This window comes from Primorskyibacter marinus (assembly GCF_003313245.1).
Classification (GTDB): Bacteria; Pseudomonadota; Alphaproteobacteria; order Rhodobacterales; family Rhodobacteraceae; genus Primorskyibacter; species Primorskyibacter marinus.
On sequence record NZ_QJSD01000018.1, the window covers coordinates 1 to 15675 of the forward strand.

14 protein-coding genes are annotated in these 15675 nt (G+C 54.8%); 1 reads left to right on the forward strand and 13 read right to left on the reverse strand.

Going from position 1 to position 15675, the window contains the following annotated elements:
• Nucleotides 1-307 precede the first annotated feature (307 nt).
• The 12 genes from DMZ65_RS16190 to DMZ65_RS16245 all read right to left on the reverse strand — a co-directional run bounded on the left by DMZ65_RS16190 (nucleotide 308) and on the right by DMZ65_RS16245 (nucleotide 13356).
• The gene (locus DMZ65_RS16190; protein ID WP_116599022.1) at nucleotides 308-1315 is read right to left on the reverse strand and encodes a GlxA family transcriptional regulator; all 1008 of its coding nucleotides are present in this window, start codon (nucleotides 1313-1315) and stop codon (nucleotides 308-310) included.
• Nucleotides 1316-1320: 5 nt separating this feature from the next.
• A complete protein-coding gene (fghA, locus tag DMZ65_RS16195; RefSeq protein ID WP_116599023.1) occupies nucleotides 1321-2214 on the reverse strand; it encodes an S-formylglutathione hydrolase in 894 nt (297 codons plus the stop codon).
• Between the two features lie 3 nt (nucleotides 2215-2217).
• Nucleotides 2218-3330, reverse strand: a complete 1113-nt coding sequence (locus tag DMZ65_RS16200; RefSeq protein ID WP_116599024.1) for an S-(hydroxymethyl)glutathione dehydrogenase/class III alcohol dehydrogenase — start codon at nucleotides 3328-3330, stop codon at nucleotides 2218-2220.
• 40 nt (nucleotides 3331-3370) lie between these two features.
• Nucleotides 3371-4009 carry a glutathione S-transferase family protein gene (locus tag DMZ65_RS16205; RefSeq protein WP_116599025.1) on the reverse strand — a complete coding sequence of 213 codons (639 nt, stop codon included), beginning with the start codon at nucleotides 4007-4009 and terminating at the stop codon, nucleotides 3371-3373.
• Nucleotides 4010-4019: 10 nt separating this feature from the next.
• On the reverse strand, nucleotides 4020-5768 hold the full coding sequence (locus DMZ65_RS16210; protein WP_116599026.1) for a Rieske 2Fe-2S domain-containing protein: 1749 nt from the start codon (nucleotides 5766-5768) through the stop codon (nucleotides 4020-4022).
• A 14-nt stretch (nucleotides 5769-5782) separates the two neighbouring features.
• Nucleotides 5783-6688, reverse strand: a complete 906-nt coding sequence (locus tag DMZ65_RS16215) for an aromatic ring-hydroxylating oxygenase subunit alpha (RefSeq protein WP_116599114.1) — start codon at nucleotides 6686-6688, stop codon at nucleotides 5783-5785.
• 21 nt (nucleotides 6689-6709) lie between these two features.
• On the reverse strand, nucleotides 6710-7639 hold the full coding sequence (locus tag DMZ65_RS16220; RefSeq protein WP_116599027.1) for an ABC transporter permease: 930 nt from the start codon (nucleotides 7637-7639) through the stop codon (nucleotides 6710-6712).
• Entirely contained in the window at nucleotides 7632-8753 is a 1122-nt protein-coding gene (locus DMZ65_RS16225) for an ABC transporter permease (RefSeq protein WP_116599028.1), read from the reverse strand. Before DMZ65_RS16225 ends, DMZ65_RS16220 begins: the two co-directional genes overlap by 8 nt.
• Nucleotides 8750-10276 carry an ABC transporter ATP-binding protein gene (locus tag DMZ65_RS16230; protein WP_116599029.1) on the reverse strand — a complete coding sequence of 509 codons (1527 nt, stop codon included), beginning with the start codon at nucleotides 10274-10276 and terminating at the stop codon, nucleotides 8750-8752. Before DMZ65_RS16230 ends, DMZ65_RS16225 begins: the two co-directional genes overlap by 4 nt.
• A gap of 91 nt (nucleotides 10277-10367) precedes the next feature.
• Nucleotides 10368-11399 (reverse strand): BMP family lipoprotein, encoded by a 1032-nt coding sequence (locus tag DMZ65_RS16235; protein WP_116599030.1) that lies wholly within the window; start codon nucleotides 11397-11399, stop codon nucleotides 10368-10370.
• 22 nt (nucleotides 11400-11421) lie between these two features.
• Nucleotides 11422-12384: a PDR/VanB family oxidoreductase gene (locus DMZ65_RS16240; RefSeq protein WP_116599031.1), complete on the reverse strand. Its 963-nt coding sequence runs from the start codon at nucleotides 12382-12384 to the stop codon at nucleotides 11422-11424.
• Between the two features lie 21 nt (nucleotides 12385-12405).
• Nucleotides 12406-13356 (reverse strand): Rieske 2Fe-2S domain-containing protein, encoded by a 951-nt coding sequence (locus DMZ65_RS16245; protein WP_157960613.1) that lies wholly within the window; start codon nucleotides 13354-13356, stop codon nucleotides 12406-12408.
• A gap of 347 nt (nucleotides 13357-13703) precedes the next feature.
• Here DMZ65_RS16245 and DMZ65_RS16250 point away from each other — a divergent pair, with 347 nt between their 5' ends.
• On the forward strand, nucleotides 13704-14540 hold the full coding sequence (locus tag DMZ65_RS16250; protein WP_116599033.1) for a helix-turn-helix transcriptional regulator: 837 nt from the start codon (nucleotides 13704-13706) through the stop codon (nucleotides 14538-14540).
• 383 nt (nucleotides 14541-14923) lie between these two features.
• Here DMZ65_RS16250 and DMZ65_RS16255 read toward each other — a convergent pair whose 3' ends face one another.
• Nucleotides 14924-15523, reverse strand: a complete 600-nt coding sequence (locus DMZ65_RS16255; protein ID WP_116599034.1) for a recombinase family protein — start codon at nucleotides 15521-15523, stop codon at nucleotides 14924-14926.
• Nucleotides 15524-15675: the final 152 nt, after the last annotated feature.

Genomic DNA, 15675 nt, shown 5'->3' on the forward strand with positions numbered 1-15675 from the left:
GTGTGATCTTCCGCGATGTTTGGCGCACTTTCTTTATGGCCAAGTGGCGTAGGCTGGTGCTGGAAGCAGCGTAGCTGTCATCCGCGCTTTGCGCGGCAAAAGTCCGGTTTGAGCCCAAAGGAGAAGTTTGCAAATCTCGCAGCGTGCGCTCGCAGCACTAATATTTCCGCGGCTGCGTATTTCTCAGTGCTGCAAGGCAACATAAAAGATCGGCCATCCATGTAGACCGAAACGAGAATCATTACGCAGGCTCACAGATCACCGGTCAAGACGTAGCTGCAAGCTCACCAACCGCTGGATTTGACGTTTACCGCCGGAACTTGGATGGTGTGCACCTGTATTCTCTTTTGAATTGTTTTGAGAAATTCCCGAACGATCGGAATCCGCTGGCGATGGAAACTTCTCTTAGAGGCAAGTTGGTCTGAGACATCAGCTCGTAAGCGCGCTCTAGTTTCAGGCTTGTATAGAATTGCATTGGCGATTTGCCGAGATGCACTTCAAACTGCCGTTCAATGCTTCTTACGGACGTCCCACACGTATTTGCTATTTCCTCTTTTGAGAGTGGTTCCTCAATGTTTTGTGACATTAGCCTGACTGCAGCCCTCAGAGCTTCAGGGACATGCCGAAGCCTGTCGACCTGAGATCCAGGCTGACGGATGTCAGGGTCGCGCGGATAGGAAATCAGCAGTTGATTGCATACGTATTGCGCGGCTTCTCGCGAGATCTTGGCAATAGAGTGGATGATCATGTCCAGGGCCGCCAATTCACCGGCACATGTTGTCGTCGATCCGTTGGAGACAAATAGAACGTTCCTGGCGGACACATCAGAAAAGCTTTCAGAGAACGCAACCAGCGAGGACCAATGCGTGGTAGCCTTGTGCCCATCCAATAGCCCCATTTTCGCGAATATCCACGACGCGCGCCCGATCCCATAAAGCGCCATACCAGACCGTTTGGACCGCCTTAGCAGGCTCAGGATATCAGAACTTTCCTCCAACCGCTGGTAAGAATCACAGCAAAAGCAGATGGCTAACACCCCGTTTCTCTTGCTCAATCGGAGAGAAAACTCAGCAAGCGTTTCATCGCAAAAAAACGCAACGCCGCTTTGCGATCTGACGGCTTTATCGCGCCCGCCGACTAGTAGAAACTTGGGCGCGATACTGGGGAATTTTTTCCTGAAAAAATGAAGCGGTTCGACAATTGCACCCAGACTCAGTGTAGAAAACCCATCGAGAACAACAATCGCAATTGTGCTGTCGCTCTGCGCCCCCCCTGTCTCTTGCGTTATTGAAAAGTCGTGAGTTGTGTGCTTCATCTTTTTTACCGTTCAAAGCGACGCTTCGTCCCGCTTCTGTCAAAGCGTTGGTCGGCGCGGAAGACCTTTGATCGGTACATCAATCTATCAGCGTGCCAATTGAGATGATCTTCGGCAAAGGAGGCGACGAAATAGTAGCTGTGGTTGTAGCCAGCTGCCTCGCGATAAGTGACCGGCACGCCTGCTGCTTCGGCGGCTGCTGTTAGTGTTTTAGGTTTCAGCAGGGCGTAAAACTGATCGTCAGCGCCCTGATCCACCAGGATGTCTTTCGACCAGCCCCTGTCTGCCAAAAGAAGGCTGGCATCGTGGTCAGCCCAGAGTTTCTTATCATCCCCCAAATAGCTTGCCAGTTGTTTGCTGCCCCAGTCTGAGGCCGTCGGGTTGGCAATCGGTGCAAACGCCGAAACGGATTGATATTTCCTGGGGTTGAGCATCGCCAGTGTCAGCGCGCCGTGTCCGCCCATGGAGTGGCCGGTGATCCCGTGTCTTTCGGTGACAGGGAAGCGGCTGCAGATAATCTGGAACAGTTCCTTGACGACATAGTCATACATTCGGAAATGCGAGGCCCAGGGCTTTTGGGTGGCATTCACATAAAACCCGGCGCCCTTGCCCAGATCATAGGCCTCGTCATCGGCTACATGCTCGCCGCGCGGAGAGGTGTCTGGAAAGACCAGCGCTACCCCGCGCCGGGCAGCAAATTGCTGCAACCCAGCTTTGGACATCGCGTTTTCGTGGGTGCAGGTCAGACCCGACAGGTACCAGAGTACCGGCACTGAAGATGTCTCGGCCTGTGGAGGCAGGTAGATGCCAAAAGTCATGTCACAGCCACAGGCATCAGATGGATGCCTGTAGACCGCGTTCTTTCCGCCGAAGCATGTCGTACTTTCGATCAGTTCCATCGATCAGAATTCCACGACGGCGCGGATGCTTTCGCCCTTGTGCATCAGCTCGAAGCCTTCGTTGATCTGGTCGAGTGTCAGCTTATGGGTGATCATTGGGTCGATCTCGATCTTGCCGTCCATGTACCAGTCGACGATCTTGGGCACATCCGTCCGCCCCGACGCGCCGCCGAAGGCTGTGCCGCGCCAGACCCGACCGGTGACCAGCTGAAACGGGCGAGTGGCAATTTCGGCGCCGGCAGGGGCCACGCCGATGATGACACTTTCGCCCCAGCCCTTGTGGGCGGCTTCCAGCGCAGTGCGCATGACGTTTACGTTGCCAGTGGCATCGAACGTGTAATCCGCTCCGCCTCCGGTCAGTTCGACCAAGTGCGTGACCATGTCACCATCGACCTTCGACGGGTTCACGAAATCGGTCAGGCCAAACTGGCGGGCCATTACTTCCTTGTCGTCATTCAGGTCCACGCCAACGATCTGGTCGGCGCCTGCCATGCGCAGGCCTTGGATCACGTTGAGCCCGATGCCGCCCAGGCCAAAGACGACAGCGCGGCTGCCGATCTCGACCTTAGCGGTATTAATCACCGCGCCGATGCCGGTGGTCACGCCGCAGCCGATGTAGCAGACCTTGTCGAAAGGCGCGTCCTTACGGATCTTGGCCAGGGCGATCTCGGGCACGACCGTGTGGTTGGCGAAGGTCGAACACCCCATGTAATGGTGAATCGGCGTGCCGTCGAGCATCGAGAACCGGGTCGAGCCATCGGGCAGCAGCCCGGCGCCTTGCGTCGCGCGGATCGACTGGCAGAGATTGGTTTTGGGGTTTAGGCAGTAATCGCATTCACGGCATTCGGGCGTGTAGAGAGGAATCACGTGATCACCGACCTCAAGGCTGGTGACACCTTCACCCACCTCGACGACAACACCCGCGCCCTCATGGCCCAGGATCGCTGGGAAGATCCCCTCGGGGTCATCACCCGAGCGGGTGAATTCGTCGGTGTGACAAAGACCGGTCGCCTTGATCTCGACCAAAACCTCGCCCGTCCTGGGGCCGTCGAGGTTCACTTCCATAACTTCCAGCGGTTTGCCCGCCTCAACGGCAACTGCCGCACGTGTTCGCATAGCGATTCTCCTGCTAATTAAGTTCATTGATTTAGTGATCTCAGGCCGCGTGGCTTGTCGTGAAAATGCCGGACATGCCGACAAAGCCCTGTATCCGTTTCACCCGGTCGCACCAGCGCCGGATTGCAGGGTAACCCTGTCTGTAAATACCCCCTTCCTCCGAGAGCGCCACGTAGGGGAAACAAGCAATGTCCGCGATCGTGGGATGGTCGCCAGGCACAAGCCAATCGCGGCCGACCCGTTCGGCAAACCACAAATGTTCGTCAAGGATGCGGAACAAACGATGGGCACCGGCGCGCGCGGCTTCGACATCCAGTTCATAGAACAGCCCATCATGCAGTCGCGCAGCCGAAGCCGTTCCGGTGATGCCGTCGGCAAAGGCGAGCCATTGCGCAACCTCTCCCAAGCGGCCAGGGTCAGAGACGGGATACCATAGGCCGCTCGCATCATATTTTACCGCCAGATAGGTCAGTATGGCCTGGGCATCGCGCAGGACCTTGCCCTCATCCTCGATGACCGGCAATTGTCCTAGTGGATTCAACTGGAGAAACTCGGGCGATTTATGCTCAAGCCCCGGATAGAAATCGACGGTTTGGCTTTCATATTCGATACCAAGAATGTTCAGGAACAATCTGATCTTGAAGCAATTCCCCGAAAGCTCGTAGTCATAGAGTTTCATTTCGGCCTCCTCAGATATCCAGCACAAGCCGCTTTGACTTGGCTCGTGACACGCAGGTGATGATTTTCTGGTTCGACGCCTTCTCGCTGTCGGAAAGATAGACGTCCTGATGATCGGGCTCGCCTTCGATTACCGTTGTCAGGCAGGTGCCGCACGCCCCCTGCTCGCAGGAACTGGGTGCCTCGATCCCGTTTTCCTGAAGAATTTCAAGAATGGTCCTGCCTGCTGGCACTTGCAGCGTGAGTGCCGACCGTGCAAGCGCCACTTCGAAAGTGGAACTGTCGTCTATTTCCTTGGTGTTCTTGAAGTATTCGAAATGCACCGCGTCTTCGGGCCAACCGGCTTCGGCAGCGATTTTTCGGGTGGCTTCAAGCATTGGGCCGGGGCCGCAAATGTACAGGTGGTGCGCGTAGTCGTAGCCGGACAGCAATTCCTTCAGCGCGCCGCCCGTCGATGCCGGATCAAGTCCAATATGTGGGATCAGATTGCTGCCAAATGTTTTCAGCACATCCGGGAAGGACAAATGCGCCTCGGATTGCGCGAAATAATGCAGCTCATAGCCCAACCCCTGAACGTGAAGGGTTTGGGCCATGGCCAGCATCGGCGTGATCCCGATGCCGCCGGCAACAAGAATTGTTTTCAATGCATCGCGCCGAAGCGGGAAATTGTTGCGGGGCGCAGAGATTGCAAGCACATCTCCTGCCTGAACAGCATTGTGCATGCATTCCGAACCGCCGCGTGAGTCCGGTTCCCGCTTGACGCCAATCCGATAAAAATCGGTTTCGCCAGGTGCATTGGTCAGAGAATATTGGCGTGACATCCCGTTGGGCATATGCAGGTCGATATGCGCTCCGGGTTGGAAAGTGGGCAGCTGTCCATTCAGCGCCTCCAGCCGAAAACCCGCGACACCTTCAGAGGCATCCCATTTATGCGCCACAGAGACACGCAATTCAGCTTTTGGACCAGATTTCGCGCGGGCTGGCATTTTGGCTAGTTCTTCGTCGACCTTCGAAAACTGAACTTCAATTGGTTCCGGGACCGGCAGCATTGTGGCTTCCGCCTCGATGACATCGCGCAGCGCTTGCATCCTGCGATTATGATGGCGCAAAATGTTGCCGGCGTCGGCTGGCTGGTCTGTTAACACGCCACGCAAGATGGATCGCCCGGCATCCACCGGCTGGACAAACAGCAGAAGCGTTGCTTTTGACTGGTCTTGCTTAGCGTGCAATTGGACGTGATTATCAGTTTCTTCAACCAAAGTGACATCGGCGCACCCCTCGCCAATTGGAGAAAAGCGATAAGACTTAGCATGTTTCAAAGCAATGTCAGGGGCGGCTTTTACCGGTATTGGTCGAAGCGCCAAAACGTCATTGCCATTCAACACAGCTGGCGCTTCGAATTCTCCGATCGGATCAACGGCAGACCAAACCAAACCATGTGATTCCACTGCTGAATACGTGTTGTTACAGATTGTCCGCGCTGGTGCATCAGCCGGGTGCGCAGGGATGTAAGTGCAGCCAGCCGTCCGGTTGGCGTAGCGCCAGCCGTGATAGAGACACCTCAGCTCACGACCTTCGTTCAGGCCGACCGTCAGGCGCACGCCCCGGTGCAAACACCGGTTTTCCCAGACATTGACGTGGCCGTCGTCGGCCCGCCACACTGCCATTTCGCGCCCCCAAAGCTGTCCATGATAAATGTGCCGCATCGGGAGATCAGTGCTTGATGCAATCGGGTGCCAAGTAGTCAGATCTGTCGTCATGACATACCCTCTTTCTATGCTGCTGCAGGGATCACGCCGTAGCGCAGACCCTTCCGACTCAACCAGCGTCGAAACGCGATGGCCGTTTTGTCGGCTCGAATTGGAGTTTCGGATCTGGGATCCAGCGGAAGCCGCTTCGGATACTGGTTTTCCAATATCGGCTTGTCCTGCCCGAAGATCACCTGCTGGAAATACCGAATACTCTCGTAGGTGTTGTCTTCATCGATGACGCACATCCCTGTATGCGCGCGCACCCAATCCTGGCTCATGGGTTGCAGGAACATATAGATCACGTCACTGCGTGACGCATCGTTGGGGCTGGATTTGTAGAGCAATGCGCAGTTTACGTGCGGCACCCGATACGTGTAATCGACCATCGCACCGCCTTCAGAAGCTAGCGCGGCCTTTGGTTGATAGAATTGGCACTGTGTAGCCAACACTTCGTCACGAGTTTCTGAAACCTCAACTGCATACTCCTTAACCTCGGTATGCGGCTCTTCCCCAAGAATGCCGGTATGAACATAAGGAAAGTGACTCATGTCCAAAAAGTTCTCGACGGCACGGCCAGCGGAAACATTCACGCCAAACACACCCGTCGGCACATTTATACGATCGGCCTCGTAATATTCCTCAAATGAGAACAGCGTTTCAGGCGGCTCTCCAAGCGACGTCCAGACGTAGCCGTGCGCGATATGTATGGGTAGCGGATTGCGGACCGTTTTCGAGGTTAACCGGCTCCGCGTTGGAAGTTGGTTATCAAATGGCCAAGCATAAGCATTTCCGTCTGTGTCCATGCCATAGGAAATATTTTCTTCCAGAAGCATGGTCGAATGGATTAAGCCCGGCGTGATTTCGTCGATTGAACTAAGCGGATGCCACTGGTTCAGGATCACTGGGTCTGTACATTTCAATTCGGTCATGTCGTGGGCTCCATTCATTGCTCAACGGAAATAGGGAATGCCTAAGCGCAAGGGTTGGCTGGATTTTCTGCGCAACCCCATCAACAGCAGGATCGAGGCAAGATACGGCATCGCCAGGAAGATCTGGTGCGGCACATTGAGCCCCAGTACTTGGACATGTGTCGCAATGCTTTCGAGCAGCGCAAAGACAAGCACGGCGGCAAGAACGCCACGAGGCAGCCAGTTTCCGGCAATGATGGCTACGATGGCCAACCAACCACGTCCTGCCGTGATATCTGCTAGGTAACGGTCGGAGAAGCCCAGCATCAGAAACCCGCCGCCCAATCCTGTCATTACACTCCCGATCAGCACGGCAATGTATTGACGCCCGGTGACGCTGAGTCCTTTAATATCCAGTGCCTTGGGGTTTTCGCCGAGGCAGCGCAGTTCAAGCCCCCAACGTGTCCGATAGAGTAGGAACCAGATGGCAGGCACCGCGGCAAATGCAACATAAGTCAGCAACCGCTGCGAAAAGAGAATTTCCCCCAGCCAAGGGATCGAAGAAAGGACCGGAATGGGAACATTCTCGAAACCGTCAAAGGTCGGTTGCGCCCGCCCCTTGATATAGATGCGGAACCAGTAAAGCGTCAGGCCGGCGACCAGCAGGTTAATCCCCAGACCCGTGATGAAATGGTCTACGCGCATCGTTGCCGTCATAAACGCGGTCAGAAGACCAACGAGGCCTCCAACGACCATTGAGGCAAGGACAGCGAGCCATATCGAGCCGGTTGCCGTTGCAACGATGTAGGCGGTAAACGCTCCCATCAGCATGGTGCCTTCGACGCCCATGTTCCAGATACCTGCGCGTTGCGTGACCAACTCGCCAATGGCAGCAAACAGAATGGGCGTCATGATGCGCACTGTTCCGGCCAGAATGCTGACAAGAATGGCTTCCTGAAACAACTCAGACATCTTTCTCGGTCCTCACGAGTTTGTAGCGTGCTGCAACTCCCGCGCAGAGGAAGGCGAGCAGCAGGATGCCTTGCATGGCCGGGACCAATGCATCCGGCACTTGAGCCAGCAGCTTCATGTAGAGACCCCCGCTGGCAAGCCCGCCGAAGACGATGCCCGCCACGACCGTGCCAAGCGGACGCAATCCTCCGATCATGCCGATGATGATGCCGGTATAGCCCAGGCCATAAAGCGTATCGGCGCGGAGGCGGTGGGCAGTTCCAAAGATTTCAGACACCCCGGCCAGTCCCGCAATCGCACCGCTTACTGCCATAACGATGATGATGGTCCGGCCAATATTCGTGCCGCGATAGGCCAGGGCGATCGGATTGAACCCCATCGCGCGGATTTCGTATCCCAAGGGGGTTTTTTCCAGAAGGACGTAGCAAACCAATGCTGCGGTCAACGCAAGGATAAATCCCAAATGCAGTTTCGTGCTGCCCAGCAGATAGGGGAGTTCCGACGCGGCCGGAATCGGGCCGGTTTGCTGATAGACGACTGTCGTGGAAACCTCGGTCCAGGGGCCGCCTCCGATCAGATACGACAACAGGAACACGATCAGGTAATTCATCATGACGGTCGAAATGATTTCGTTTACGTCGAACCGGTCTTTCAGAATCGCTGCGGTTGTTCCTAGCAGCGCGCCGCCGATCATGCCGCTGAGGATGATAAGACAGACATAAAGCCATGCCGGCAGCCCAATGAATACAAGGCAACCAAGATAGGCGCCCATCGCCCCGGCATAGACCTGACCCTCCTGGCCAATGCTCCAGACCTGGGCGCGAAAGGCGACAACGGTCGCCAACCCGGTCAGGATCAGCGGTGTTGCCTTCGCCATCGTGGCATAAAGGGCTTTCTCACTACCGAAGGCGCCCTTCAGAAGCGCGGAATAGGCTTTGAAAACATCCGCCCCGCTCGTCAAAAGCAGCAATGCGGATAGGAACAATCCGAAGAGTGTCGCCAGCGCATACATGGCAAAAGTCCAGGACCGCTTGGGATTTACCCGACGCTCGATCCGCCATTTCGGCACCGGCTCCGGGAAAAGGTTTTCAGCCGGTTCATTGATGCTGGTCATGCTGCGACCCCCTGTTGCCCGCCTGCCATCAAGAGGCCAATTTCTTCTATCGTGGTTGATTGCGGATCGACCACGCCGGTTATCCGTCCGCTTGATATCACGGCAATCCGGTCCGATAGATTAAGGAGGTCTTCAAGTTCTTCTGAGGCCAATAGAACGGCATAGCCTTCGTCGCGCTTGACAATGATCTGCTTGTAGACATACTCGATAACCCCGAGATCGAGGCCACGTGTCGGTTGGTTGGCCAGCAGCAGCTTTCTGGAATGCACAAATTCTCTTGCTAGAATTACCTTTTGCGCATTTCCACCCGACAGGTGATTGACTGGCGTCAATCCGGATGGTGTCGTAATCTGGAACTCATCGATCAGGCCATCAGCGATCGTGCCGATCTGCTTGTGATCCAGGAATGGACCCTTGGTATAGTCATCGTGGCGCTGCCACCCTAGGATCATGTTTTCGCGAATATTGAACTCCGGGATCAGGCCTTCGCGAAACCTGTCATCGGGCACCAGTCCCACACCTCGATCCATGTAGTGGCGCGAGGGCAGGCCTTTGATCTGTTCACCACCCAATATGATGCTGCCGCTGTCAGGGATCAGGACACCTGAAAGTGATTCAAACAGCTCTTTCTGCCCATTGCCCGACACGCCTGCCAGACCCAATATCTCCCCTTTCCTGATTGCCAGGCTGACATCGTCAAGCGCCAGTTTTCCCCGCCCGTCGCGATAGACAAGATTTTCCACGATCAGAACCGGCGGCTCTGTTCGGTCGCGGTCATCAGAGCGGTCGCGCGCGACCCGTAAATCCACGTCCCGCCCCACCATCATGCGTGTCAATTCGTCCGGGGTAACATCCGACGGCTTTACCGTTCCCACGACCTTTCCCTTGCGCAGGACCGTGACCCGATCCGACCGCATGACTTCGACCATCTTGTGGCTGATGAGCAGGATCGACAGGCCCAACTCGCACATATGATCGATGATCCGAAAAAGTTTTCGCGACTCTTCCGGTGTGAGCACCGCCGTCGGTTCATCCAGAATCAAAACCCGGGCGTCGAGATAGAGCGCCTTGAGCATCTCAACCCACTGCTGCTGACCGACGGCCAGATCACGCACGTTGGCATCAATATCCAGATCGATTTCGTATTCCCGGCAAAGCTCCTCGACCCTTGCCCTGGCTTCTTGCATCTGTAGTTTCCATCCCGCCTCGTGTGTGCCCACAACAATGTTTTCGAGAACGGTGAACTCGCTAACCAGCACAAAATGCTGATGGACCATTCCGATACCGATATGAATGGCGTCGCGTGGCGACCGAAAGGCCACGGGCTTGCCATTAAATTCGATGTGGCCGCCTTCTGGCTGGTAGAAGCCAAACAGACATGACGAAAGTGTGGATTTTCCCGCACCATTTTCACCGAAGAGGCAGTGTACCTCACCCGGCTTCAGCTCAAAGTTCACGTCCTCGTTGGCGATGACACCTGGGAAGCGTTTTGTTAGATTTACGGCTTTCAGAAGTGTGGACATGATGACTCGGTTCCGATGGCTTTTCGATAAGTTGCGCCCGCCCAGGGAGGAGGAGGTTATGAGCGGGCGCGAGATCGGCAGGGAGTGCCGATCAGTTTGAAACCGGATTTTTGACGTTGACGTCGACGACGAGCGATCCGGATTTTATTTCGGCGATCGTCGCATCGACCAAGGCCTTCACGTCGTCCGGCACCTTATCTGCAAGCGCCTGATAAGGGGCGATACCAGCTCCACCATCAGCCATGCCACGCCAGATGATGTCGGTGTTCCCGTCGTAGGGTTCGCCGTTCACCTGTTTGTCCCACCATTCGTCGATGATCCAGTTCACGTCAGGGTCCCAGAATGCAAGCGCGCTGGATACGATCGTTTCAGGTGAATAGCTGTGTTGGTCCCCGAAATTGGCAAAGCACAAAATTTCCGCCTCTTCACAGGGTTTGAAATTGGCCGCGAGAGAAAAGATGATATCAGCCCCCGTTGATATCTGGGCGGAGGTCATTTCTGCCGCTTTACCCGGATCATACCAGCTCTCGATGAAGGCGACTTTCTGGACAATGTTTTCGTTGACCGACCGAGCTCCCGCAAAGAACGAGTTGATCTCATCGTTCACGTCGTCTGCCGGGAATGTCCCCACGACACCGAGCGTGTTGCTTTCGGTCAGTTTGCCGGCCATGACACCCAGAACATAGGAGGCTTCGTGAATACGCTTATACACCCAGTATTGGTTGCCGCCCAATCCCTCGTTGCCCGAGCCAACCACGACGAAAAGAATATCCGGAAACTCGTCCTTCAGCTTTTTGACTTGGTCGGAATATGTCGAATGGGCCCAGATGACGTCGAACTCACCCGATTCAGCGAAGAGGCGCATCGCTTCACCCGCGTCGTCACCCCATAGCGGATCGGTATATTGCCAGTTCATGTCAAGCCCATGGGGTTTTTCCGCCTTCACGCGTTCAAGCGAGTCAATCAGAGTGCCGTCCCAGGGGGATTCGATCCCCGCCGATAGGATGATCGCGATGTTAAGATCCGTCGGATCGTCAGCGGCGGCCGTTTGTGCCGAAACGAAGACCGAGGACAGTGCGATGGCACTGGCGCCGGCTATCGACAAGAATTTACGTTTTTTCATTTTTTCCTCCCGTTTAGGTTTCTCACAGGTCCAAAACCAGCAGATCGGTCAACGCACGCGAGCAGCAAAGCGTCATTTGATCGTTGTCGGCATGTTCCTCTTCTGTCAGCACTAGATCACGGTGATCCGGTGTGCCTTGCAGAACCGGCGTCAGGCAGGTTCCGCAAATTCCCTGTTCGCATGATGTGGGAATCTCTATACCGGCGTCAGCCAGCACTTCTACGATTGTCCGGTCGGCGGGTACGTCGAGTACATCTCCGGTGGAATCCAGCTTGATCTGAAAGGGCCGGTCCTCGCCGTCGACAGCCTGCAGGTCTGCGGTAAAATACTCGCGATGAAGGCTGGAGGCAGGCCAGGCATCACTTGCCGATGCCAGTACGGCATCCATGAACCCGGTGGGTCCGCAGACATATAGGTGCGTCCCTTCTTCGGGCGGCTGCCTAAGCGCATCGATATCGAATTTTTGCTTGGCGGGACCGTTGTCAAAATGCAGATGGGCGTTTTCTGCAAACCCGGACAATTTGACCATGCCTTTGAATGCCATACGTTCGGGCGAACGGGCGCAATAGTGCAACGCAAAGCTTTCGCCCCGTTCATGCAGCGCCTGCGCCATGCCGAGGATAGGCGTAATCCCGATACCCCCAGCCAGGAGCAGTGAGTGCTTGGCGGAATCGTTCAGTTCGAAATTGTTGCGCGGCACGCTTATCGAAAGCGTTGCGCCCACGGTCAGTTCATGCATGGCCGCCGAACCGCCGCGACCGGCTTCTTCCTTCAGAACGCCCAGACAGTAGCGATGTGATTCCGATGGATCATTCCACAATGAGTATTGCCGGATGAGGCCATCACCCAAATGCACATCTATATGAGAACCCGCCGTAAATCCGGGCAGGGAGGAACCGTCTGCATGAACAAGCTCGAACCCGGCGATATCCTTTGCGAGCATCGTTTTCGCAGCAACTTTTACCTCGAGCAAACCGCTGTTCATCTTTCGGACCTCCAACCGTCTTCAGCTTGCCATCGGCGCGCCCAGGCCAAGCTTGGCCAAGGTTCGGCGGTATTCGACAGACATCCGGTCCGCCGGAATGTGGATTTCCTCGGTCAGATCCAGCGGCAAATCCTCTGGCCGCTGGCCTTCGACCATCGGCTTGTCTTCGTCGTTGATCAACAAGGACTCTTTCACAAGGAAATCGGCATCCGGATCGCTTGTCGTATCGGTGCAGACCTGGAAAATACGAGTTTCATGCGCAGAGACAGGGCAGACCGTGTCCGCAAAATACTGACGGTAATCGCTGTCATTTGGCGCGATGATGATGATGGTCGAGAATGGCAGCGTCAGCTGATAAGTATAAGTCACTTGGCGCTCACTCCCCTCGACATCATCCGGAAAACGATTGCCTCCTTCCAGATAAGGCAACTGAAAGCTGAGGCCGTAATCCGTCTTTTCGACTTTATAAGGAGGGATTGGATCTGCCGTCTTGCCGCCGAAAGTACCCTGATGTACCCACGGGAAATGGGCGACATCGTTGAAATTCTCGACATGTCGGCTTGCCGCGGCATGCCAAGTACCGCTTGGAATGTAGAGATTTTTCAGGCTCTCGTCTTCAATCCCGGGCCAGACAGGCAACGGATGTGCGGGTTCGTCCGAAAGGCAGGCAAAGACGATACCATAGCGCACTTCGGATTTCAGCGACATCAGGCGCATCTTTGGCGGAATTTTTGCATTCGGATCGGCTATGGACGGAATTTTGGTGCATTGACCCGAATGATCGAAACACAACCCATGCATGGGGCATACCAGGGTGTCGCCATCCATCCAGCCACCGCTTAGCCGTGTGCCGCGGTGAGGACAGATGTCACGTGCAACCGAGATACCTTCCGACGTCCTGTAGATCACCAGATCAACATCCAACAGCCGCGCATTGACCGGTTTGTCCTCGATCTCATGAGCAAAAGCCACGGGATGCCAGAACGATGCCAAAATCCGCCAATCGCTCTCATCAAAGGTACAGTTTCGTGGCAGATCACCTGCGTACTTTGAGTGATTTGTGGCTTGGAACATCCGTTATTCTCCATACTGGCGAAATTGGCTGGCAGCCCCTTGGAGGCTTGAAGAGGCTATTGATGCCCACAATGTTGTTGACCTAAATCAACTTTAAAATGACTGAATCGCGACTTTTGTTGCCTGAAATTAATATCCAGTGCATATTAATCTTTGCCACCACCCATCTCTGTGTCTGAATGGTGATCACTTGCGTCGCCATGTCACAGAACCACTATTCGGCATTTTGATCTTTGATTGATTTTATGGACCAGCTACTCAACTACGTTCGCGGATATTCCTTCGGCAAAATGACTTACCCTAACGGAGGTGTCTTCGGCCCTATCTTGCGCCCGTACCTGTCACTATTAACGGTTGAACAAGGTTGCTGCATCATGCGTACGGAAGACGCCGAAATTCTAGTCGCGGCAGGACAAACTGGCGTTGCCGTTGCAAATGAAAAGTTTGAATTTCACTATCGCAAGGGCGAGTGCACGACTGCGATTTGGTGCGAAGGGTTTTTACCGCGCCTGCAGAAACTTGAATTTCGCCAGATGTGTCACGGCTACGAGACGGTGTCGACAACTCAAAGGCTAGCTCAATTGCAGGAGATCGGACTAGAAGCAGGTCATTCTTCTGGACCAGAACTTAATGCAATGCGAGATGCGATTGGTCACGCTGCCCTTCGTGCATTTCTGGTTGAAGCTCATCAATCCGAGGCAGACAGAAAAATTCCCAAAGCGATCCTTATTGCTCGTCGATTTATAAAGGAGAATATTTCTGACGAAAAACTAGATATGCCGACAATCGCCCGTAATTCAGGTATTACGCAGCAATATCTGATCAGCGCCTTTAAAAAGCATATAGGAATTACGCCCTCGCGCTATTTATGGCGAGTGCGGGCTTCAACCGCGCGACAACTCCTAATTCAATCTGGTCTCGCGCAATCCGAAATCGCCTTCAAATGTGGGTTCAAAAGTATGCCTCACTTTTCCAGAACGATAAAAAAACTCTTCGGAATGTCACCTGCAGAACTACGCAAGGACTTGGGATTCACTCAGCCAAGCGATACTGAGGACTCTGTTGTAGATACTTTGTTCTGACTGTGTGTTGGATCGTCCTGCAGGTCAGCAGGTTTAGATATCAGCGAGTTCTGTGTCTCGAAACACTTTTCATCACAACACTAAATCAGCTCACGAGAGACATCGAGGAAATTGAGCTCGCATTGAGCCCTGTTACAGAGCCCATAGATACATGCTGCAGCAAATGTGAACTTCCAAAAGCGGTCTTAGGAGAGGTGCCGTGAACGGCGAGTTTGATTTCGCTCGGTTCCAACGCATCGCAAGACCGGTTTGGTGAAATCCACCGCATCGCCGCACCCATGTCGCTGCAAGCGCGACAATATTCTGCGTGAGCAATATCTGCAGCCGCACAATTCCGGTTTGTCCGCAGAGCAGTTGTTGATGTAGAGCGCGGCGAAGGTCAGCTAGCGCGCTTCGATGGATACTTCGGCGCTCGGCGTCCGTTGTAGGACGCGATAGACTGTCGGCCGCGAAACATCGAACAGTTCTGCCAGATCGCTGATGGAGTAGTCGCCCGTGTCATACATGCGCCGCAACTCTGTCTGGCGGCGATCCGACAGCTTGGGCTTCTTGCCCTTCAGCTTCCCCTTAGCGCGGGCGACTGCCATGCCCTCTTTGGTGCGCATGCGGATCAGGTCAGCCTCGAACTCGGCGAAGGTGGCAAGAATGTTAAAGAACATCTTTCCCATCGGATCGTGCGGATCATAGACCGACGCCCCTAAGGCAAGCCTAACCCCGCGCTTTGCCAACTCGTCTGCGATGGAGCGAGCGTCCGGAACCGACCTTGCCAGCCGGTCGAGTTTTGGGACCACCAGCGTGTCGCCGGCTCTTACGGCGGCCAAGGCCTGCGCCAGTCCTGGCCGCTCGCGGTTCGTTCCGGTCAAGCCATGGTCAGTATAGGTGCGGTCCTCAGCCACACCGAGATGCAGGAGGGTTGCCTTCTGAGCGGCAAGGTCCTGTTTATCGGTCGAGCATCGGGCGTATCCAATACGAGTTTCAGACATGGGGGCGTCCTTCGGAAAAATTATTCTGGAGCCATGTAGAATTGTAACGAAAAAGGCCCGTTAAATGATACTATCACCGTACCAGCTAAATGAGAATCGATTTTCCCCTTAAATATAAGGTGTGGGCCCGAGGCGAGACGGCGTCCGCTCAG